A 19,167-nucleotide genomic window follows, 5' to 3' on the forward strand; every position below is an offset into this window, starting at 1 on the left:
CCTCACGATAATTCCTTTATATAATATTTTTAATTTATAATTTTCAATGTATAATTTTATTAAAAGTCTTAATCTTTAGAATTGGAGTGATAATCATGAAAAGTTTTGGTACGTTAGTAATCTCTACCGTCATTTCAGCAGGCTTAGCATATTATAATGTCGATTCCTTTTATAATAAATTTACATCAGGTAATACATATTACTGGGTAAACGGTATCCTAGCTGCTGGATTCCTTATATCCTTAATTATCAACCTAAAAGATATTATCAAGAAAAACTACACAACTTCTGAATCAAATTAAGGAGCCTATTATGGTTCCTTTTTCTATGCAAAATAAAAAAGCATCCTATTTAGATGCTCTCTGCGCTTAATTTTTCTACATAATAACAACACCAAATACAATACAACCTAACCCTAACAATATGAAGAGTTGCGGAAAATTAAAATCTAAGGAAATTAAATCTACAATATGTTCTAAAGCTAAACCGGCCTTTTCTTTCCAACTCCCACCTTCAACTTCCCTTATTTCATAAATCAGGGTCAAACAGATAATAAAAATCCCTAAACCAATCAAGTATATGCCCAAAATTTATACATCCTTTTTAACACAATATTATCATAAAAGAATATATAATATCAGGGTTACTTCTTTATAAAATAAAAAAGCAGCGGATTCGCTACTTTGGATTCTTCTTATCCCCAAATGAAATGGTATATATATTCTCCCGTTACACGTTCATTAATTCCGGCAACCCTAACGAATCTCATTAAGTCCGCCCCTTGCAAAAAATACACCGTAAGTGTAACTGGTACCTGCGACCACATGAATTGGTAAAGCTCATTCACTCTCTGATTCGTCGAAACGATTAAATCATTTACAGGACCATGATTCCATGCAGAGGTTTGAACTGAAGTGAACGGGAGGTCTTTCCCATTAACCACTATTCTTACCACACTTTGAGTTATATCCACACCAATCCCCTCCATTACAAAAATCAGACCTGTTTCTATACTCATATTCTTGATTATAATTAAATGCTTAAGGTAAACTCCTATTTTCATTCATTGAGTTCGTTTGTTTTGCTCAAAAGAAAAGCACCCAAATAGGTGCTTTTCTTTAAATTTTGTTCACATCAATAGCATGAAGATCATCTAGACCAAATGGATTTTCTTCATCAATCAACTCTTTAAATCCTATAGCTAAAACCTCTTCCATATTAATTACATAATTTCCAAACCCATTAAATTTCGAATGATTATTAGATATCGATGCAAAGATTTCTTCTTTTTCTCCAGTTACTACATCATAATAGGTTCCACCATTTTTCATGCTAAAACACAGTTCATATTTTTTCATTGTTACAGCCTCCTTTTCTTCTATGCATTCGACAGAAAAGAAGAATTTCCTACAAAACACAAAAATTTTATGTCACCAATCAACCCCGCAACATTACCAGGCTCAATAAGAAACACAAAAGCCACGACACTCACGCACCGTGGCTGAATATATAAATTCAATTGGTCTTTTCATTCCCCGTCCATTCCGACCGAGTAACGTTTTGATAAAGGGGCTATGGTCATCAATTATGAGCGCATAGATACGTTATCCCCACGTTATGCTCTTTTCAAAGAACAAGTAACTGTAGGAATATCGTACCGCTGATTCCAATGTAAAAAGGTACCTGATTTAGTGCCCAAAACAGTGCCCTAAATGGTACCCTAAAAGTTCCATTCTTATGTCATACCAAGCGCTTTTGCAAATCGTAAAACACCGGATTTTCTCTTTCTATAATACTTTCCTCTCTTCATCCCAAGCACTGTATAAATGTATTCATCATTCAACTCTTTGCGATTCATATATTTCATTTTGAGTATTTGTTGCTCGTCCTCATCCAAAGCTTCTTCAAACGCTCGTTTTAACTGTCTATATCTGATTTCATCTTCCGTACACTTCCTGAGTTCTGGAAATAACAGTTCAACACCGAACGCCGCTTGTTCTTCTATATTTTTAAATTTCACTTTCAATACGCGGTATTCTTGTAACTCTTCTATCACGAAAGGCCGTATTTCCTTTTCATTTACATGCCTAGAAGGTTGATTCATACGATACGGTTCCCCTCCGTTCGATCTGATTACTATTTAGGACATTACTCCATTTCTTTTTGACATTTTTTCAAATAATCGATAGCCTCTTGAACCTGCTCTTTTGTCGAAAGTAATTCCATCACATTACCCTCTGTGTTATATACACGAATTTGCTTTTCCTTGTACTCCATTCCTAGCATTCCATCATCACCTAAAAGCTTTACGTTATCTTCCATTCTTTTATCCTCACCTTCTATTCAAATAACTATTTTATTAAAAATCTTTAATGAGCTAATCCTTACAGTTTTGTAATACTAATGTCACTAAAATCAATTTTTCACTATAAACTCTTTACTATAATTTTCCTTATACACAAACAAGAATTGTTAAGAAATAACTAAGCATTAATTAAGAGACCGTGAAGCCTCAGTTAAAAAATTTTTCACATAATAAAGTTATAGACACACAATAAGGAGCGATTTAAAAATGTCTTTTTCTCAATTAAATATTGATGCTTTTCGAGCTATCAATGATTTAGGGAAGCAATATTCATCCTTAAACTCAACTATGGTATTTTTAGCAGAATATATGGTGTATTTTTTAGGTTTAATTATTATCGCTTATTGGTTTACTCAATCTAGAAAAAACAAAATGATGATTATTCAAGCAATGGTTGCTTTCATAACTGCTGAAATTATTGGGAAATTAGCAGGGAAATTACACTTGAATTATCAACCATTTACAGTTTTACCTAATGTTAATAAACTTGTCGATCATGCAGTTGATAATTCATTTCCTAGCGATCATACGATTCTATTTTTTTCAATTTGTTTTTCATTCTGGCTTGTTCGTAAAAAGGCTAGATGGTTATGGCTTGTACTTGCATTCTGCGTAGCTATTTCTCGTATTTGGGTAGGAGTTCATTATCCTTTCGATGTCTTGACAGGAGCTCTAATAGGAATTATTTCAGCATTATTTTCGTATTGGTTAACACCGAAAATTACATTCATCAAACAATTACTTAATCTTTACGAAAAAATAGAACAGCATGTACTACCATCCAAAAGCAATTCGAAAAACTTTTAATAAATCACAAAGCTAAAAAGATTACATATATTATCGAGTATTTTTTAATATTGTCTTGATCGAAGAGCACTCCCCTGGGTGCTCTTTAATTTTTAAATAACTATTTTATTAAATTTCATATATACAAACGCTTGTCCATTTCCTTTGGCCCTATTCCCGCATTTACTATTAGTAATACGAATTTTTCAGAGATGAATTATATTGGACGATTATTTATCTTCTGCTGCATTAAATCCGGGTTCAATTGGGCTGACACTCCCACCTATGCAATCCTTTCAATTCCCTACAGGTCCCACTGGTCCAACGGGGTCTACTGGCAACACTGGGCCTACTGGGATCACTGGACCGACCGGCATTACTGGACCCACTGGGATCACTGGACCAAGTCCACTTCTTTTTTTTACTGATCAACAAAAGCTTGGAGTTATAATCCCGCCTAACGCTAGCAACTTATTTATAATGGAGGTCCAAGTAGTCACGACTGAAGATAACCAAAGAGTTAAACTAGATGCTTCATTACAATCTAGTGTTACTGCTATTAGCTCAGCAACTAGCGTTACTTGTTATTTGGTCTATACCTTATTAAGACAACCAGCTACTTCTCTAACTGCCGCTTCACATGAAGTATTCTACTTAAAGGCAGGAGATGTGACTACAGAGTATACTGGACATCCTAATTTTACATTTGTTGATATACCTGGTCCTGCAGGTATCTACACTTATCAGGTTTTAGTTTCTGAGACCCTTATTACTCGCACAGGTGTATCTATTGCATCCGCTTTTAACTTAGGTTTAACAGCAACTATTTACCCTCCTGCATAGGACATTTCAGAAGGATACCTTTCTATACAAAAGAACAGTTAGCTTTTGCTAGCTGTTCTTTTGTTTTCACCATTTAAGCAGGTTTTGAATATATTAAATTCTACCTTTCTCTATAACGTGATTTGGCCACTTACTCTATTTTTACAAAGGGCACTAATTGATAGTGCTCTTTTTACTTTTTTCTACAAAATGAAATTTTTATTAGCTTGTTACTTATTTGTAATATGTCATAATAAAATAATTTACACATATAATGAATGGATGAACGAAACTCACTAGATCTCCCGAAAAGGGCTTCCGACCAGTAGACGGAGCTCTTTTGGACTTTTAAAGGTTCATACCAAATAGCGTTTTTATTTAAAACTTTTCACCTTTTAACTGGACAAGCATATATTATTGTATGGAGACTCTCCACTCATAGAAATCTACCTTTCTTGTCAAAGAGCATGCTTATATGTGTGCTCTCTTTCGCTTGTTATGAAATAAGAATTTTGTTAAAAACTTACATACATATATTTTTTGTTATATAATTAAATTATCAATATATTAGGAGTGTTAAGTATGCCGGAAACAATAATGATTTTGTTATACATCTGTTTCGGAATGAGTGCAGTTTTTAGCCTAATAAAAGAATTTCGAAAGCCACAGAAGAACCAGTTCTTGATTTTATTTGATTCTCTAATTTTGATAGGGGCTATATTTTTAATAGCTAGTATCTTTATCTAAATTATATAACGGGAACTCCCATATGGAGCAAAGCAGCCTAGTGAAAGCTACCTGCTTTTTTTATTAAATAACTATTTTGTTTAAATTCACCTTAATCCACATCTAGTTTTCTTAAAATTCGAATTAATAACTGTACAATATAATTAAACTATTTGTATGGGAGGTGATTTTTATGAAATTGAAACAAAAATACAATCCAAAGTATCCCTTTTACCGTATGTATAGTTATATTTATAAAGCCCTTGATGATATATCATGTTCCATAAGATAATTTAGATTTGATGAGTAATAAAATTAATCAGACTTCCTTACTTATTAAAAGTGTTTAGTTTTTATGAGATATCACTCATAAGCTCACTCCTTGCAAGAGTACACATCTGCTGTGTACTCTTTTCACATTGCTATAAAATAAGGATTTTATTGTGCTTCCTTCCCATCATTCTTTATCTCCTTCAGTTGCACAATTTCCTTCTTTACCGATTCATCTATCATTCTTCTTTGCATATCAGCTTTTTTGTTTTCCTCAACTCTAAAACCAAAATAGAATAGCCCACAAGTAAAAACCGATCCTACAATGTATCCTAAAAAACATCCTAACCAAAACATAATATAACTGCCTCCTCTGTTTATATTATGTAATTTCAATATATAGAAAAAAGCACCCATTTGGGATGCTTTTTACTTAAGTACTTGTTTATGATATTCTGGATTTTCCTCTTCAGCGTCAAATATTATAGATCTATCGACATAAGGTTTTAACCATTCATAATCATACCTAACATCTGTCCATGAAACAATGAACACTTTCTTTATATTTTTCCCTTCTAGAATATCACGCATAAGTTCGTCTTTAGTTTCCTTTTTCTTCTCACAAAACGAATCAAATGGATACACTAAGGCAAAATCCAATTCAGAAGGTGTTCTTTTCCAAGTAGATTTAGTCGGTAATGAATCAAAATAAATAAAATTATTTTTCAGCTGATAGGGTTTTCCGGAAGCTATTGTTTTATTCATCGGAACTTTATACCCTGCTTGATTCAAAAACAAAGGAACATTTTGAAATGTAGTAACTCTGAATACACCTGTTTTCATACTCTTACTTTGGTCAAGCAATTCTAACACTAAAGAATGCTTTGCATATTGGTGCGTCCCTCTAATCAACATAACTTTTTCGGTTTCTGAGTTGATAAATTCATTTATTTGCTTTATTGCATTACCGCGATTGTTCACCATAATCTCTCCCTTCCTTCAATCTATTCGACAGAAAAGAAGAAAATCCTACAAAACTAAGAGCATTTATGTCCCTTTTGAACCTAATATAAAAATACTAAGCTCAATAAGAAACACAAAAGCCACGACACTCACGCATCGCGGCTGAATATATAAATGTAATTGGTCTTTTCGTCCTGTTTGCGGATTCTTACCGCCCTTGCCCGTTCTCCGGTAACGTTTTGATAAAGGGGCTATGATTATTGATTATGAGCGCATAGATACGTTATCCCCACGTTATGCTCTTTTTAAAGAACAATTAACTGTAGGAATATCGTACCGTCGATTCCAAAGTAAAAAGGTACCCGATTTAGTACCCGAAAAGGTGCCCAAAATAGTACCCTGAAAGTTCCATTTTCAAATCATACTAAGTGCTTTAGCAAACTTAATAACACCTGCTTTTCTCTTTCTATAAAACTTCCCTCGTTTTATTCCGAGGATCGTATAAATGTAATCATCATTTAATTCTTTACCACTCATATATTTCATTTCAAGTATCTTCTGTTCATCCTCATCAAGCGCTTCTTCAAACGCTCTTCTCATTTGCCTATACCTTATTTCATCCTCAGTACATTTTCTAAGCTCCGGAAATAATAATGCCACTCCGAATTCCGCTTGCTCTTCGATATTTTTAAACTTCACTTTCAACACGCGGTATTCTTGTAACTCTTCTATCACAAAAGGCCGTATTTCCTTTTCATTTACATGTCTAGAAGGTTGATTCATTCGATACGTTTCCCCTCCGTCCATTCTACTTGCTTATAAAAGGATTATTTTATAAAAATATAAACTTGCAAAATAGTTACTAGTACTAGTTTATTAATCCAATCGTTCTATTTATTTTATACATATATTAATAGTAAACCGAGGAAAGGAGGTTTTTTTTTATGGGTGAGCATACAAAATGTGTTTGCGAACAATTAGAAAGATTACAGTTAGGTACAGAAGTAGATGTTTTCCTTACAGGAGCAACACTAGAGGATCTTATTTTTACTAACTTTAATCCAGATAATTTTTGTGTAACATTTGTAGATAACACAACAGAACCTGGCTCTATAATTGTTTTGGACTGTCGTGATATTCAAGCGCTTAGAATTGAAGCTGAGTAGAGTAAAGATGGGGCTTTGAAAAAAGCCCTATCTCACAATTCCATAAACATATTTCAATATAAACTATAAAAAAGAGGAGCCGAAAAAATGTCAGTTTTCATAAACTATGCTATTACTCCCAAAGTATTCAATCCTAATCTAACATATCTTACAAATAACCAATCTTCTTTTATCCAAACCCCAAAAGAGAGTTCTAAAGATATTTGCTATCTTTTAGAAACATTTTACTTAGGAAAAAAAATAAAACAACTTTTAGTTAACGGCACAATATTAAAAGTTTCTATATTTGTAGGATTCCATAATAGATCAGGCCTTGCTACATTTATAGATGAAAACGGAGATATCACTGTAGTTAACTGCGAGCGCATTGATGCGATTCTACTCTAATTGTGAATTTACATTTGAATAAATAATCATTATTTTCAAGATATACGTGTAGTTCTTACACATAACGCCAGTAACTGTCACTATAAGAGACTTGCCCGAAGAGCACTAATATACAGTTCTTCCCTTGGGTAAGCAGTTAGCTTTTTGCACAAAATACTTTTTAATTTAGATTACTTAAACTCACGAATAAATTTTAAAATTCCCATCCATACTATTCATGGGTTATTACAGATATAGCCCAAAATAAAAAATGTAAAAGTTCATTCACTTGGCAGACAGTTTTTTATAATTGTCTGCCAAAAAATATTTAAAATGCATAATTTCCAAAATGAAATTCATTATATATATAGGTCTAAATTTCTAAATCCTCATTTCAGCCTTTAGTATTAGACCTAATAAAGCGCTCCTCTCTCTTCCTTTGGGCTATAAGCAGTTAGCTTTTGCTAGCTGCTTTTTTGTATTTGGATGATAATAAAATGTTGTTCTTATTTCTTTTTTACACCATATAATTTTAACCTAGACGTTTCGCTCACTGGGTTACCTCCTATCTTAAAGAGCACTTGTGCATGGTGCTGTTTTTTAGTTTCCTTTTTTCTACATAATGCAGTTTTTATTACATTCACTTCCGTATAACATTTCCAATTCAGTTTATTCTATAACTGTAACTTTAAAGTTACAATTCCTAGCTTGTAAGGCCTAATGTTCTTTTGTACAACAAGCGGTTAGCTAATTAAGCTGGCCACTCTGTTGTTTAAATAATAAATCCCCATTAAACAAAAACCCTATAAATTGTTATTCATAACATACTTAGTTACTATAGTTTGGTACTCTTTTTGTTTATTTTTACTTCAATAAACTTTTTGTTTTATTTCTCCCGCCTTCAACATACCTTTTTATCGAAGGGTGTTTACAAAAAAGGTTACCTCCTTATCGATGAGCACTCATTTATGTAGTGCTCATTTTCATACTGTATAATTCTTTTGTACTGGTATAAACTACAGATAGTTTCTTTTTTGAAACTCCCACATTCCTTTTTAATAAGTTGCAATGGAACAGTTAGATTTTTTCTAACTGTTCTTTTGTTAGTCGTCACTTTTTAGTTAAATGTTCATATATTAACTCTGAACAATGGCCTATAGGAGATTGACCCTACCTCTCTAAGAGCACTTTTCACAGTGCTCTTTTTAAATAAATAAATTAGATACCAAATAGCGTTTTTATGAAAAAATTTCACACATATAAACTGGACAAGCATATGTTATTGTATGGGGTCCCCACCTCATAGGAAACTACCTTTCTAATCTAAGAGCACGTTTATATGTGTGCTCTTAGATTATTTGCAATAAAATAATGATTTTATTAAGTTTTCTTTTTTACACCAATAGTACATCCTTTATTAACCTTTTATTTTCATATTCCATAGAAAAAAATAATAAAGTTTGCTTATGATTTTTTATTACTACCCATTTCCTCTTATTCTGCATTCCTATAAATAGACAACAGCATAGGATAAAAGGTAAATGATAAGATCATGAGAGGAGCTTGGATATGCAACATAATCCACGTTTTTACTATCAGTGTCAAAGCTCAATGGATAGCATCTGGAATAACAATAATTGGATTTACGATTGGAATCCTTATTATTACAGTAACAACAATAACGCCTGGAATCACAACCGGAATCCTTATTGTGAAAACATTAGATTAACAGATTATGGAGCTAGACCATTTGTATTGAATATTAACCAGGCCACTAAACAAAACCATACTTACCGCACCGCTTTATGGACAGGAAAAAACTTACAAGTAACTTTGATGAGTATTAATGTTGGAGATGACATAGGTTTAGAAGTACACCCTACAACTGATCAATTCATACGTATTGAAGAAGGACAGGGACTTGTTCAAATGGGTGATAACAAAGATAAATTATATTTTCAAGAAATGGCCTATGATGACTATGCAATTATGATACCTGCTGGAAAATGGCATAATGTAATCAATACGGGGCATAAACCACTTAAAATTTACTCTATATATGCACCTCCAGAGCATCCATATGGTACAGTTCATGAAACAAAAGCAATTGCCATGTCTACTGAAGCAAGTCGGTATTACTAATAAGAAATTATCTTTGTCTTAAACTAAATGATTGTTCAAATACTCCACAAACCTACAAAGATCACAATAAACCTTGGTCATAGAGCGCCTTAAAAAGCGCTCTTTTTATTTATTACTAAATAACTATTTTGTTCGAATTCTAGATAGATGTTAATATTCTTCATAAAGGAGATCTATTGATAAAAAATCATGGAAAACTGTTTCTCTGGTTATCCTCATAGCAATTGTCCTTTTAATAATTTTATATTTTGTTGGTATGTCACTTTTTTGGAACCAACCATAAATTAATGATTATTTAATTAATATTCTGTCAACACTGTATATGACATTAGATTTTCTCCTTGTTCTCCCTTGGAGGATGAGCAGCTAGCTTTTGCTAGCTGCTTTTTTTGTTTGAGATTAAAATAGTGTTTTTGTTCACCAAACTATTCTTTTGTGAAAAATCACTTCGGCTTCATTTGCTGTTGTGTACTTTATATTGTGGCGATCCATTAACGCTTACTTTAGCATCAATTGTAAACACTAATCCTGCATCTACAGAACCTGCGACACCTTTATCCTGCAAGGCGGAGTACCACCATGAATATTTATTTTATTCACATTAATTTAATACACCTTTTAATATGTTTCTCATACTATAAAAACAAAATCCATGTGTAATTAAATTAGTTATTTGTTGATAAATTATAAACTTTTTCTTTCAAATAAATCGAAGAAAGAAACACTTTAATTGGTCGTTTGATTACTTTAACTGGGGCCGTATTTTTTCTGATTGGATCATTAGTTGCGGTAATTGTTGCTTTTAATTCATATCAAAAAGCACTTACTAGTCAATAAATGTTTTCCTTACCAATTTAATATCAAAGGAGACCAAGATAAATATGTTACTGAACAGAACCTATTTACCTTATCTAAGTTATCGCCCTGTCTATGGTCATTTTCCAATTTCATATATCTACCATATAAACCCTATACACATTCAAAACTTTCCGAAGTACTCCATCCCTGATCACTTCCTACCACCTCATATACAGCATTCATATCCAGTTAGCAGCATTTATAAAGATCCCTTTTATAAACATTTCAACCATATAATAACAGCGAAAATGTGGGATAACTAAGAAACTATATATACTCACTTAAAATAAAAACAGGCTCCCTGTTTTTATTCATTTCATGTACACGCTCCGGAGTAAGACCGTTGGGTATATCTTTTCGTTTTCCACCACGCTCTTTCGGATGTGTATCGAGATATCTTCCCAACTGGCGTAGTTCTTGGCCAGTCGGACAATTTTGACAAACACTGATACTAAAACATTCTTTTTCTGAACGATTGTAATAACAACGTCTGCATTTCTGCTCGATGATGTCACCGATTTCGTACGTGATTCGGATGCGTTCTACTTTCGTTTCACTCATTAACCGCATTATTTCACATACACTATTCACTATCGATTCCATTCCTCTTTTCACCCCTTGAATAATTTTTCCAAATCAATACATACTATTTTCAAGCCGCCGTATCCACGGCTAATACTTCTTTCTTTTGTTACAGTAGTAAGCAGGTAGGTTCATCACTTATCTGCTTTCTCTCTATATTTTTTAAAATATCGAAAATACTAGCAACAAGCTGTTTGAACTAGCAGCTTCACTCTTCTCGTAATGAGAAAGCAATTTGTCACAGTTGCTTTCTCATTCGACTCACTGGCAGACAACCAAAATTGTTGTCTGCTTTTTGTATGAGGTTTTTCATTTTACATATACTATTTTTGAGCCGCTTTACCAATACGAGCCATTTTGGTGTCTTGATTTCCTTCTGAATTTCTTTAACGGGATAAGTGCTTTTGCTTATCCCTATTTTTTGTATAAATAGCTACATCCACGTCAAAACTATTTATGAGCGTGTTTTCTAGTTATTCGTAGTTCTATTCCAGATTAATTTTTCTCCTATTAAAGGACAGCAGGTACGACTGCTCGTCCTTTTTTACTTATACTGCGTACTTTCCTTTTGGATAGCCTCGAACATCATTGCTCACGCTGCACCCCTTTTCCCATTCTGCAAACCTTTGTAACCAAGCTTCCCAACATTCTTTTTGTGTAGCTTCTTGCTGCTTCGCTACCTCACAAGTACAACCCTCAATTGTTACCATCCCAGGATAAATTTCTTTATGAACTACGCCAGTGTTACTGCATGTCATGCACATTTTTTTCACTCCTTTTCACGATAATCATCGCCTTCTACAGCGATTAAGTAATGTTTACTCATTCCGAATAATCGGCTCTTTGCTGCATAACCAATCTTTTCAGGCAATGTTTCATCATCTTCATTAGAGCTGTATAAAATCGGCAAATTATGACGATACCGATAATCAATAATTTGATAGTAGAGGTTCTCTTTCGCTTCTGACCATTTCGATTTTCCTAAGTCGTCCCAGATGAGAACCTCTACTTGTTTTGCGTGGCTTAATAAACGATTGAATTTTTTCTTATCATCATTCATCATCTTCGCTGCAATGAGATCATCCATGAATGTTCCGTCTGATATAAGCAGCACGCTATGCCCACGCTTCATGAGATACTTTGTTGCAGCTACTTGAAGATGCGTTTTACCAAGCCCGAAGCTATTGTGTTCTCTCTTCGCTTGCGCGCGCTTTGCTGGCTCTAGTTGTTTAATCCGAAGCTCGCCAAACGTTGCGATAAAACCTAAGCTATTTTGTTTCGTCTCCCTAATCTCTTTAAAGTTCTGCAGATATTTTCCCATCGTGCTATACAGAAGTTTTTGTTCTTTTGTTTCTCGTTTGTAAGAATCAAATCGGGCATCTGTAAATTCTTCTGGAATCATCGCGTTTTTCAATCTGCGTTCTAGTACTCGCTGCGCTTTACATTCACAATCCTTTTGCATAGCCACTCGCATACCGAATTGATTAACTTCCTCGTAAAAAACCACTTCTGAATCATGACACTTTAAACATCTATACTCGTTTAATGAAGCCTGGCATGTTCCGCTCTCGGCTTGCATTTTCTTCCTCATAGCTTCTGCTCGTACCATAACCTCTGCCAGTGCGTCTCCGACGTGTTGCATTGTCTACACCACCTCTTTGGTTTTTATAATCCTCATCAAGCTTGATTACATCTGCTATTGTTTTCACGTTACTTTTTTGCCAGTTGAATAAAATACCGCTAATGTATTTCCATCGTTTTGCGTTCTGATCCACTGCTCTATCGACAGCTTCCTTAATGATTTGACTGCCTAACACATCACTAAACTCTCCAAGGTCCTGCATTGCCGTTTCACTTAATGGAATATTGTTCTGTAAAAGGTAGTTGTAACTTTTTTGAAATTCTTCATCTATCAGATGATGCTTATCTACATCATCATCATTAGTTAGATTAGTACTTGGTATTTCAGTACTTAGTTCATTAGTACTTAGTAGTGTCGGATTTTCCCTATGTGGCTTTTCCACTTCTGGGTTTTCCCTATGTGGCTTTTCCCTATGTGGGGTTTCGTAAATTTCGGTTTCCCAACTAGTTATTTTTTTGGTTTGTTTATCTCGAACAGGGTATCGCTTTACATATCCAGCTTTCTTTAACTCATTAATTCCTGTTCTTAGCGAATCTTCACCATCTTTAGCATGTTGAGCTAATTCGCTTATATGAAATGTCCAATCGTCTGGTAGTGTAAGTGCATACGCTAAAATCCCTTTAGCTTTCCAAGATAAGCTTTTATCCTTCAAACCAGTGTTATTAATAACCGAATAGTTGTTATCTTTCTTGACTCGAAAAATCCCCAAAATGTTACCCCCTAGCGCAAATCGCGATGTAAGACTCATTTTCCTTAATGACTTTCTCTATCCGATAACCTGGATAACCAGTTTGTATATAACGTGCAATCGACTGTTTCAATTTATCTTTTGATTGTGCCCTCTCCCACAACTTACGAGAGAGAAGCACCTTTGATGTGTTACTCACCTTCAATCACGAATTCTTCCTGTCCGTTCCCTTCAGTTGACAGCTCCACTTCAATTGGATCAGCTTCAATGAATTCTGGTTCTTCCGTAATATCTTTGCGAACCACTTCGTCATGCTGCGCTTGTGATTGCACTTCGATACTGATTGGTAAGTATTTAAACATGTAACGTACCACTGTTTTCTTCGCCATTTCGTCATAATCACTTGTCCATGGACTATAACTTGAATTAGCAGCTGCTGAACGTTGACGGCGCTTTTCGATTTCACTCTTCGGCATAAACTCCATTTGATGTCCACCATCTTTGAAATGCGCTACTGCGTAGGCTCCAATAAATGCACCGCGTTCACCAAACGATGGCTTATGCTTTAACCGCGGATGCAAGCCAAGCTCATATTCGAACTCATCATTTTCATATACGGCATGTGCATAAATGCTTTGAATGTGGCCAGAACGTCTAGCTAAATCAATCATCCCTTTGTAGCCGATAATAAACTGAACTTCCATTTTCTTTTGTTTTTTATTTTTAAACGGTAATAAGTAGCAGTGACCGAGCAATCCTGGTTCTAACCCTAATTGCACCGCTTGCATTACAGCTCCCATTAGAGAAGGAACATCACATTCTAATAACTTTGGATTTGTACGGATTGTTGTGAGTGCAATACGGCTCATGCGCTCCATACTCATGTGCTTTGGTAAAACTTCCGCAAAACGTGGAGCCATTTTCTTCATGTACCCTTCTACCAGTTGATCAGGTGTTGCAGGTGCGTTTGCCTTACGATTTGCTAATTGGTTTTTCACATCTTGATTAGTTGCCATTGTTTAATTCCTCCCTTATTTAACCGTGAATTTTCTTGATTTAGATTCTTTAACATACTGCTCATACAAATCAGGGTAATCTGCTTTAAATCGCTTGCTGTCAAAACGATTTGTTGTGTATGACTTCCAATACACTTTGTAGTTCTCAGTTCCACCAGATTCACTTGTACCGAGCTTTGCTTTGATTTTGTTTTCGTACTCTGCCTTTTGTTCTTGGAGCACTTTAATCTCTCGGTCTACTTGATCGCGAGCTTCAATGAGGAGTTCTTCCTGCTTGCCTAAACTTACAAAGCTATCCGCAATGGATTCTGGATATAAATGTTTAAGTAATTCTGTTGATGCATCCGAGCCATCAAACATCGGTGGCTCATTCTTCTCAACATTGTTGAGCCAAAAGTCTTTTTCAATATCGATAAGGTACTGAATCAATTCCTCATCACGTTCGATTTTTTTATGAACAAACTTATTTCCACCGATGAGTACCGCAATCCACCATGCTTCATATCCAGTTACGGCCATGTAATGTTGACACTGTAAGAGGTAAGCAGCTGGAACTTCCTCACCTTCCCACTCTTTTTTTAAATATTCCGACGCCGTTTTGCATTCAAGTCCTGTTTTTTCACCGACAATAATCCTATCTATGTTAGCGAGCATCCAAGGATATTCCGGGTGCTGTAAGATTGCATTTCTGCGTTGAACCTTTAGCTCGGTACGCTTCGTAAATTCTTTAGCAACTACTTCTTCCAAGACATTTCCAAAATAAGTAGCTTCACTTTGTATATCTTCTTTTTCAATGAAATGTGTTTTTTCAAGGAACACTTGAACAGGTGATTTCCACTTATTTAATCCTGCAATAGCTGATACATCTGAACCTCCAATACCTTGCATACGTGCTTGTAACCACTGCTTATGGTCCATTTTGAGTGTGTTAACCAGTACTTTTGCTTGCATGTTCTATTCACTCACTTTCTGTGGTATACTAACTTCAACTTAAATTTTTAAAAGGAACCCATTGCCGTGGGTTCTTTTTTATTCCCCTGTAACAAACCTCGTTGCGTGCCGCTCTAAAAACTTTTCGGCACAATCTTCACAAATTAAACTTCCTTCGAATTCGTAATACGTCATTCCAAAGTACAATTCACCTTCACAATCGCTACAATAATGATCGAATTGTTTTTTGCATGAATCGTGGTGATTTCCTATTACAATTGGATTTTCTAACATTCAACTCACCTCCTCACAAAGGGTTATATAATGGGTACGTTCAATAACTGATGCATCCATTCCCTGACTCCTTAACCGCTGAATGATTTTAAGAATGTTCTTACGGTCCCTTTCGTGTTCCGTATCGTGCTTTTCTTTCGCTCGATACAGTGTTGCAAGTTCCCTTCTAGCTAGCCGTGCTTCCTTAATCCATGTACAAAGTGCAATTGGATCACGTTGCTTTACTGCTTCGATTTGTATTGTTTCGCAATATTGTAAAAACTTAATAAGTACCTCTTTCTTTTTCATGTCCTTTGGCAGAACTGGTGCTGTATTACTCATACCCTTTTCCCCTTTCGTAATTGTTCATTTTCTTTCTCCAGCTGTTCAATCTTGTCGATTATTTGAACGATGAAATCTATCAAAGCCAAACCTCCCCCAAATACCACGAAAAATACTGCAACCATCGCAAGACTTAATGGACTTTCAATTAATGCTGGATTCATTAAATACCTCCTATACGATTTTTTCTGCTTGCTTTTCTATCCACTCATAAAATTTATGAGTAATGATCATCCACCGCTTCCCTTCCCTAAATGCCGGAAAGCCATCAGTTTTAACAATTTCATACATTCTGTTCTTACCAACTCCTAAAATCTCCATCGCTTCCTCTAAAGTAAGCAAAGGCTTTTGATTTATGACTTGCGATTGTTGGTTTTGAAGAAGTTCTATTAATGGTTGAATCGCTTTTGTTACTGCTTGTTGGATTTGTTCTTCGATGGTCATTCATTCACCTCATTTCTTGAATATGTGGTTTTTCACAATCTAAGTTTTGTATTAATTCCAACAAATCTTGGACTGCATCTTCTTTTGCATAATTCGGATCATTATCTAACGCGTAGGTAATATCCATTAATTTCATTTGAAGATGTATAATGCGATACCATTCTTGGAGTTGATTCATCATATTAGCTCTCCTTTCGTAAATCAGTGTTACTTTACAAACTCACTTTCCATCTCTTTTATAACGGATTCCGTTAGTTTATCGTCAAAAAAAATAGATATCGGTACATTTAAAGCGCCCGATATTTTCTTTAATCTTTCTACATCTAAACGAACATCTTTGTTTACAATATGTCTATATCCTTGAAGAGATAAACCAGTTTTATTTGCTATAAAAGTCTTAGTAACCCTTCTTGCCTTTCGAATCTTTTCTACATTCTCTATAACTAATATCTTAAACACCACCTTAAATAACGTTATCCGTTATATTCAATATACTAACGATTTCCGTTATAGTCAATTTCTTTTTTTATTATTTTCTCAAATTCCGTTAGTTATGTATCGAAATCCGTTAATTTTAGTTAAAATTAATGTATTGGTGTGTAACTAACTAACTTATACAGTTATTCATATACAAAGCATAGAGAGGTGAACTATCTTGAAAAATGGAATTGGAGAAAGAATTCGCGAGGGAAGAAAACGAATAAATAAGACTCAAAAAGAATTAGCTATTCACATGAAAGTATCACCTCAAGTAATTTCCAACTGGGAAAGAGAGTACACATATCCTGACCCTGATGACATAGTTGTTTTATCAAACATTTTAGGTTGTTCAACACATTTTATAATTACTGGTGAGGAAGAAGCGATACCCACTTCTTCAACAAATGAAAAGCACTATGATTCCCTTAACGAAATTTCTAGACATGTTAAACAACTTGGCATAAACGACATGGGATTCTTCAATATAGAGAAATGGAAAAACCTCTCTCCAGAGGATGTGGAAATGATTAAACGTCATTTTGATATGGTTGTAGAATTAGCGGAAAAACGTAGAAAATAATAAATATATATGGAAGTTTTAATGAATTTTATACTAATCAATAAAAGCCCACTTCACGGGCTTTTATTTTTACAGTAAGATAAGAACAAACGTTCCTATTTTTAACATTGAGGTGAAATTCATGGACTGGTCGTATCAAACTACCCTACTAGAAGATTGGATAACTACATTTTATCAACAGCTTGAAATTTTACAACCAAGTGACTTATGTATTGAAAAAATTGCTCAACTCTGTAATATCATACTTTTAAAAGAAAACATTAACTCGTACTACATTGCAAATAGTTATTTAAAAATGATTGTTATTGATTCACGCTTATCTAAAGAAAAACAAAAGGAAGTATTTTTCCATGAATTATGCCATATTTTACGCCACACTGGCATACAAGGGATTATGCCTACTGCTTTTCGCGAATTGCAAGAATGGGATGCAGTACGTTTTACCAAATATGCAGCTATCCCCTTCCATATGCTAAAATATATTAATCCTGCAAAGGATACTATGGTCGCTGATATGTCTGAAGTGTTTCAAGTTACTCCTGAATTATGTAAGCAGCGTCTTACACAAATTCAAAGGAAAATACAAATCAAGGAGTGTTTAACATGAAAGGGCATATTCGAAAAAGAGGAACAAAGTGGTCAATAATCATTGATATCGGTCCTGATCCAGAGACAGGGAAACGAAGACAGAAATGGTTTTCTGGGTATAAAACAAAAAAAGAAGCACAAGCCGACACGGCTAAAAGAATCGTAGAAATAGAAGAAGGCTCATATATTGAGCCCACAAAAATGAGAGTACGTGAGTTTTTTCTTCAATATCTTGAAGCAAGGAAGATAAATCTTCGAGAAACCACATACTACAACTATCGAAAACATATTAACAATCATATTATACCAAAACTCGGAAACATTCCAATGCAAAAGTTAAAAGGTATAGATCTTGAAAAGTTCTATGGTGATTTATCTGAATCTATGAAGCCTGTTACAGTTCGTAGTATTCATCAAATTATTCGTACCGCACTTACTTATGCTATGAGACACGAAATTGTGAAAAAGAATGTTGCCGATGTAGTAAGCCCTCCTAAAGGTGAAGAAAAAACTGTAAATACTTGGTCGGAAGAACATGTACTTTGCTTTTTAGACAACGCAAAAGAAAGTAGATACTATGTTGCATATCTACTAGCTATCACTTGTGGAATGCGCAAAGGTGAAATTTTAGGGCTCCAATGGAAGGATATTGATTTTGACAGACGGACCTTATCTGTTAATCGTTCCCTCTCGCATATTACCAAAGAGTTTCATGAACCTAAAACATCTTCAGGAAAGAGATTAATTGTTTTGCCTGAAATTACTCTGCTGGCTCTTCAAGAACATTTTCAAAAAATAATAGAAGAAAAAGAACGTTATGGCGATGGATATAATAATTATGATTTAGTTTGCCCAACCTATAATGGTAACCCCTGCAATTTCAGAAGTTTGACACAGCTCTGGAAAAAGCTTATAAAGAAAAGTGGGGTTCCTGATATTCGGTTCCACGATCTAAGGCATACCCATGCAACATTAATGTTGAAACAAGGTATACATCCGAAGATTGTAAGTGAACGATTAGGACATAAAAGAGTAGGCATCACATTGGACACCTACTCACATGTTGTACCAGGCCTACAAGAAAAAGCAGTCGAAGATTTTGCAAACAATCTATTTCAAAAACACTAATGTTTGCAAA

At 34.5% G+C, this 19,167-nt stretch carries 28 protein-coding genes and 3 pseudogenes; 10 read left to right on the forward strand and 21 right to left on the reverse strand.

The window, feature by feature from the left end; translation table 11 throughout:
* Positions 1–95: 95 nt before the first annotated feature.
* Positions 96–302: a hypothetical protein gene (locus tag JDS80_RS19660; protein ID WP_199639786.1), complete on the forward strand. Its 207-nt coding sequence runs from the start codon at positions 96–98 to the stop codon at positions 300–302.
* Positions 303–377: 75 nt separating this feature from the next.
* Here JDS80_RS19660 and JDS80_RS19665 read toward each other — a convergent pair whose 3' ends face one another.
* From JDS80_RS19665 to JDS80_RS19685, 5 genes are all read right to left on the reverse strand, one after another.
* Positions 378–587 (reverse strand): hypothetical protein, encoded by a 210-nt coding sequence (locus tag JDS80_RS19665; RefSeq protein ID WP_199639788.1) that lies wholly within the window; start codon positions 585–587, stop codon positions 378–380.
* Between the two features lie 107 nt (positions 588–694).
* A complete protein-coding gene (locus JDS80_RS19670; protein ID WP_242477395.1) occupies positions 695–1,063 on the reverse strand; it encodes a hypothetical protein in 369 nt (122 codons plus the stop codon).
* Between the two features lie 55 nt (positions 1,064–1,118).
* Positions 1,119–1,358: a hypothetical protein gene (locus JDS80_RS19675; protein ID WP_199639790.1), complete on the reverse strand. Its 240-nt coding sequence runs from the start codon at positions 1,356–1,358 to the stop codon at positions 1,119–1,121.
* A gap of 377 nt (positions 1,359–1,735) precedes the next feature.
* A complete protein-coding gene (locus tag JDS80_RS19680; protein ID WP_199639792.1) occupies positions 1,736–2,104 on the reverse strand; it encodes an ArpU family phage packaging/lysis transcriptional regulator in 369 nt (122 codons plus the stop codon).
* A 44-nt stretch (positions 2,105–2,148) separates the two neighbouring features.
* Positions 2,149–2,322: a hypothetical protein gene (locus JDS80_RS19685; protein ID WP_199639793.1), complete on the reverse strand. Its 174-nt coding sequence runs from the start codon at positions 2,320–2,322 to the stop codon at positions 2,149–2,151.
* 250 nt (positions 2,323–2,572) lie between these two features.
* Here JDS80_RS19685 and JDS80_RS19690 point away from each other — a divergent pair, with 250 nt between their 5' ends.
* From JDS80_RS19690 to JDS80_RS19700, 3 genes and pseudogenes are all read left to right on the forward strand, one after another.
* Positions 2,573–3,172 carry an undecaprenyl-diphosphatase gene (locus tag JDS80_RS19690; protein WP_199639795.1) on the forward strand — a complete coding sequence of 200 codons (600 nt, stop codon included), beginning with the start codon at positions 2,573–2,575 and terminating at the stop codon, positions 3,170–3,172.
* A gap of 201 nt (positions 3,173–3,373) precedes the next feature.
* Positions 3,374–3,559, forward strand: a pseudogene (locus JDS80_RS19695) (exosporium leader peptide-containing protein); the annotation flags it as partial.
* Between the two features lie 180 nt (positions 3,560–3,739).
* Positions 3,740–3,994, forward strand: a complete 255-nt coding sequence (locus tag JDS80_RS19700; protein WP_199639835.1) for a hypothetical protein — start codon at positions 3,740–3,742, stop codon at positions 3,992–3,994.
* 1,143 nt (positions 3,995–5,137) lie between these two features.
* On the opposite strand, the gene JDS80_RS19705 is transcribed toward JDS80_RS19700, so the two are convergent.
* The 3 genes from JDS80_RS19705 to JDS80_RS19715 form a co-directional block, all read right to left on the reverse strand.
* The gene (locus tag JDS80_RS19705) at positions 5,138–5,386 is read right to left on the reverse strand and encodes a hypothetical protein (protein WP_414645766.1); all 249 of its coding nucleotides are present in this window, start codon (positions 5,384–5,386) and stop codon (positions 5,138–5,140) included.
* 12 nt (positions 5,387–5,398) lie between these two features.
* Positions 5,399–5,950, reverse strand: a complete 552-nt coding sequence (locus JDS80_RS19710) for a hypothetical protein (RefSeq protein WP_199639797.1) — start codon at positions 5,948–5,950, stop codon at positions 5,399–5,401.
* Between the two features lie 396 nt (positions 5,951–6,346).
* Positions 6,347–6,715 (reverse strand): ArpU family phage packaging/lysis transcriptional regulator, encoded by a 369-nt coding sequence (locus JDS80_RS19715; RefSeq protein ID WP_098890308.1) that lies wholly within the window; start codon positions 6,713–6,715, stop codon positions 6,347–6,349.
* Between the two features lie 161 nt (positions 6,716–6,876).
* Between JDS80_RS19715 and JDS80_RS19720 the strand changes: the two genes are divergently transcribed.
* The 3 genes from JDS80_RS19720 (at position 6,877) to JDS80_RS19730 (ending at position 9,606) form a co-directional block, all read left to right on the forward strand.
* A complete protein-coding gene (locus JDS80_RS19720) occupies positions 6,877–7,098 on the forward strand; it encodes a penicillin-binding protein (RefSeq protein ID WP_098890307.1) in 222 nt (73 codons plus the stop codon).
* Between the two features lie 87 nt (positions 7,099–7,185).
* A complete protein-coding gene (locus tag JDS80_RS19725; RefSeq protein ID WP_199639799.1) occupies positions 7,186–7,485 on the forward strand; it encodes a hypothetical protein in 300 nt (99 codons plus the stop codon).
* Positions 7,486–9,033: 1,548 nt separating this feature from the next.
* The gene (locus tag JDS80_RS19730) at positions 9,034–9,606 is read left to right on the forward strand and encodes a cupin domain-containing protein (protein WP_199639801.1); all 573 of its coding nucleotides are present in this window, start codon (positions 9,034–9,036) and stop codon (positions 9,604–9,606) included.
* A 454-nt stretch (positions 9,607–10,060) separates the two neighbouring features.
* Here JDS80_RS19730 and JDS80_RS19735 read toward each other — a convergent pair.
* The 13 genes and pseudogenes from JDS80_RS19735 to JDS80_RS31590 form a co-directional block, all read right to left on the reverse strand.
* Positions 10,061–10,168: pseudogene (locus JDS80_RS19735) on the reverse strand (N-acetylmuramoyl-L-alanine amidase); the annotation flags it as partial.
* A 590-nt stretch (positions 10,169–10,758) separates the two neighbouring features.
* Positions 10,759–11,025, reverse strand: a pseudogene (locus JDS80_RS19740) (hypothetical protein); the annotation flags it as partial.
* A 569-nt stretch (positions 11,026–11,594) separates the two neighbouring features.
* Positions 11,595–11,810, reverse strand: a complete 216-nt coding sequence (locus tag JDS80_RS19745) for a hypothetical protein (RefSeq protein ID WP_199639803.1) — start codon at positions 11,808–11,810, stop codon at positions 11,595–11,597.
* Between the two features lie 5 nt (positions 11,811–11,815).
* Entirely contained in the window at positions 11,816–12,508 is a 693-nt protein-coding gene (locus tag JDS80_RS19750; protein WP_199639833.1) for an ATP-binding protein, read from the reverse strand.
* Positions 12,509–12,578: 70 nt separating this feature from the next.
* Positions 12,579–13,397, reverse strand: a complete 819-nt coding sequence (locus JDS80_RS19755) for a DnaD domain protein (RefSeq protein WP_199639831.1) — start codon at positions 13,395–13,397, stop codon at positions 12,579–12,581.
* A 170-nt stretch (positions 13,398–13,567) separates the two neighbouring features.
* Positions 13,568–14,392, reverse strand: a complete 825-nt coding sequence (recT, locus tag JDS80_RS19760; RefSeq protein ID WP_199639805.1) for a recombination protein RecT — start codon at positions 14,390–14,392, stop codon at positions 13,568–13,570.
* Between the two features lie 15 nt (positions 14,393–14,407).
* On the reverse strand, positions 14,408–15,343 hold the full coding sequence (locus JDS80_RS19765; protein ID WP_199639807.1) for a YqaJ viral recombinase family nuclease: 936 nt from the start codon (positions 15,341–15,343) through the stop codon (positions 14,408–14,410).
* 78 nt (positions 15,344–15,421) lie between these two features.
* Positions 15,422–15,616 carry a hypothetical protein gene (locus JDS80_RS19770; protein WP_199639809.1) on the reverse strand — a complete coding sequence of 65 codons (195 nt, stop codon included), beginning with the start codon at positions 15,614–15,616 and terminating at the stop codon, positions 15,422–15,424.
* On the reverse strand, positions 15,617–15,937 hold the full coding sequence (locus JDS80_RS19775; RefSeq protein WP_199639811.1) for a hypothetical protein: 321 nt from the start codon (positions 15,935–15,937) through the stop codon (positions 15,617–15,619).
* A complete protein-coding gene (locus JDS80_RS19780) occupies positions 15,934–16,101 on the reverse strand; it encodes a hypothetical protein (RefSeq protein WP_199639837.1) in 168 nt (55 codons plus the stop codon). Before JDS80_RS19780 ends, JDS80_RS19775 begins: the two co-directional genes overlap by 4 nt.
* 10 nt (positions 16,102–16,111) lie before the next feature.
* Entirely contained in the window at positions 16,112–16,381 is a 270-nt protein-coding gene (locus JDS80_RS19785; RefSeq protein ID WP_088058621.1) for a helix-turn-helix domain-containing protein, read from the reverse strand.
* Between the two features lie 4 nt (positions 16,382–16,385).
* Positions 16,386–16,562 (reverse strand): hypothetical protein, encoded by a 177-nt coding sequence (locus JDS80_RS19790; protein ID WP_199639838.1) that lies wholly within the window; start codon positions 16,560–16,562, stop codon positions 16,386–16,388.
* Between the two features lie 26 nt (positions 16,563–16,588).
* Positions 16,589–16,843: a helix-turn-helix domain-containing protein gene (locus tag JDS80_RS31590; protein WP_199639813.1), complete on the reverse strand. Its 255-nt coding sequence runs from the start codon at positions 16,841–16,843 to the stop codon at positions 16,589–16,591.
* A gap of 193 nt (positions 16,844–17,036) precedes the next feature.
* Here JDS80_RS31590 and JDS80_RS19800 point away from each other — a divergent pair, with 193 nt between their 5' ends.
* From JDS80_RS19800 to JDS80_RS19810, 3 genes are all read left to right on the forward strand, one after another.
* Positions 17,037–17,441: a helix-turn-helix domain-containing protein gene (locus JDS80_RS19800; protein ID WP_199639815.1), complete on the forward strand. Its 405-nt coding sequence runs from the start codon at positions 17,037–17,039 to the stop codon at positions 17,439–17,441.
* Between the two features lie 121 nt (positions 17,442–17,562).
* Positions 17,563–18,048, forward strand: coding sequence for an ImmA/IrrE family metallo-endopeptidase (locus JDS80_RS19805; protein ID WP_088058615.1), 486 nt, complete (start codon positions 17,563–17,565; stop codon positions 18,046–18,048).
* Positions 18,045–19,157, forward strand: a complete 1,113-nt coding sequence (locus JDS80_RS19810) for a site-specific integrase (RefSeq protein WP_199639817.1) — start codon at positions 18,045–18,047, stop codon at positions 19,155–19,157. Before JDS80_RS19805 ends, JDS80_RS19810 begins: the two co-directional genes overlap by 4 nt.
* Positions 19,158–19,167: the final 10 nt, after the last annotated feature.

This window comes from Bacillus cereus group sp. N8 (assembly GCF_016483685.1).
Lineage (GTDB): Bacteria > Bacillota > Bacilli > Bacillales > Bacillaceae_G > Bacillus_A > Bacillus_A proteolyticus.

Bases quoted from the DNA above. Each gene is read 5' to 3' on its own strand.
- JDS80_RS19660 (WP_199639786.1), top strand. From the start codon at position 96: ATGAAAAGTTTTGGTACGTTAGTAATCTCTACCGTCATTTCAGCAGGC.
- JDS80_RS19670 (WP_242477395.1), bottom strand. From the start codon at position 1,063: ATGAAAATAGGAGTTTACCTTAAGCATTTAATTATAATCAAGAATATG.
- JDS80_RS19675 (WP_199639790.1), bottom strand. From the start codon at position 1,358: ATGAAAAAATATGAACTGTGTTTTAGCATGAAAAATGGTGGAACCTAT.
- JDS80_RS19680 (WP_199639792.1), bottom strand. From the start codon at position 2,104: ATGAATCAACCTTCTAGGCATGTAAATGAAAAGGAAATACGGCCTTTC.
- JDS80_RS19685 (WP_199639793.1), bottom strand. From the start codon at position 2,322: ATGGAAGATAACGTAAAGCTTTTAGGTGATGATGGAATGCTAGGAATG.
- JDS80_RS19690 (WP_199639795.1), top strand. From the start codon at position 2,573: ATGTCTTTTTCTCAATTAAATATTGATGCTTTTCGAGCTATCAATGAT.
- JDS80_RS19705 (WP_414645766.1), bottom strand. From the start codon at position 5,386: ATGGGTGCTTTTTTCTATATATTGAAATTACATAATATAAACAGAGGA.
- JDS80_RS19715 (WP_098890308.1), bottom strand. From the start codon at position 6,715: ATGAATCAACCTTCTAGACATGTAAATGAAAAGGAAATACGGCCTTTT.
- JDS80_RS19720 (WP_098890307.1), top strand. From the start codon at position 6,877: ATGGGTGAGCATACAAAATGTGTTTGCGAACAATTAGAAAGATTACAG.
- JDS80_RS19725 (WP_199639799.1), top strand. From the start codon at position 7,186: ATGTCAGTTTTCATAAACTATGCTATTACTCCCAAAGTATTCAATCCT.
- JDS80_RS19730 (WP_199639801.1), top strand. From the start codon at position 9,034: ATGCAACATAATCCACGTTTTTACTATCAGTGTCAAAGCTCAATGGAT.
- JDS80_RS19745 (WP_199639803.1), bottom strand. From the start codon at position 11,810: ATGTGCATGACATGCAGTAACACTGGCGTAGTTCATAAAGAAATTTAT.
- JDS80_RS19750 (WP_199639833.1), bottom strand. From the start codon at position 12,508: ATGCAAAAGGATTGTGAATGTAAAGCGCAGCGAGTACTAGAACGCAGA.
- recT (WP_199639805.1), bottom strand. From the start codon at position 14,392: ATGGCAACTAATCAAGATGTGAAAAACCAATTAGCAAATCGTAAGGCA.
- JDS80_RS19765 (WP_199639807.1), bottom strand. From the start codon at position 15,343: ATGCAAGCAAAAGTACTGGTTAACACACTCAAAATGGACCATAAGCAG.
- JDS80_RS19770 (WP_199639809.1), bottom strand. From the start codon at position 15,616: ATGTTAGAAAATCCAATTGTAATAGGAAATCACCACGATTCATGCAAA.
- JDS80_RS19775 (WP_199639811.1), bottom strand. From the start codon at position 15,937: ATGAGTAATACAGCACCAGTTCTGCCAAAGGACATGAAAAAGAAAGAG.
- JDS80_RS19780 (WP_199639837.1), bottom strand. From the start codon at position 16,101: ATGAATCCAGCATTAATTGAAAGTCCATTAAGTCTTGCGATGGTTGCA.
- JDS80_RS19785 (WP_088058621.1), bottom strand. From the start codon at position 16,381: ATGACCATCGAAGAACAAATCCAACAAGCAGTAACAAAAGCGATTCAA.
- JDS80_RS19790 (WP_199639838.1), bottom strand. From the start codon at position 16,562: ATGATGAATCAACTCCAAGAATGGTATCGCATTATACATCTTCAAATG.
- JDS80_RS19805 (WP_088058615.1), top strand. From the start codon at position 17,563: ATGGACTGGTCGTATCAAACTACCCTACTAGAAGATTGGATAACTACA.
- JDS80_RS19810 (WP_199639817.1), top strand. From the start codon at position 18,045: ATGAAAGGGCATATTCGAAAAAGAGGAACAAAGTGGTCAATAATCATT.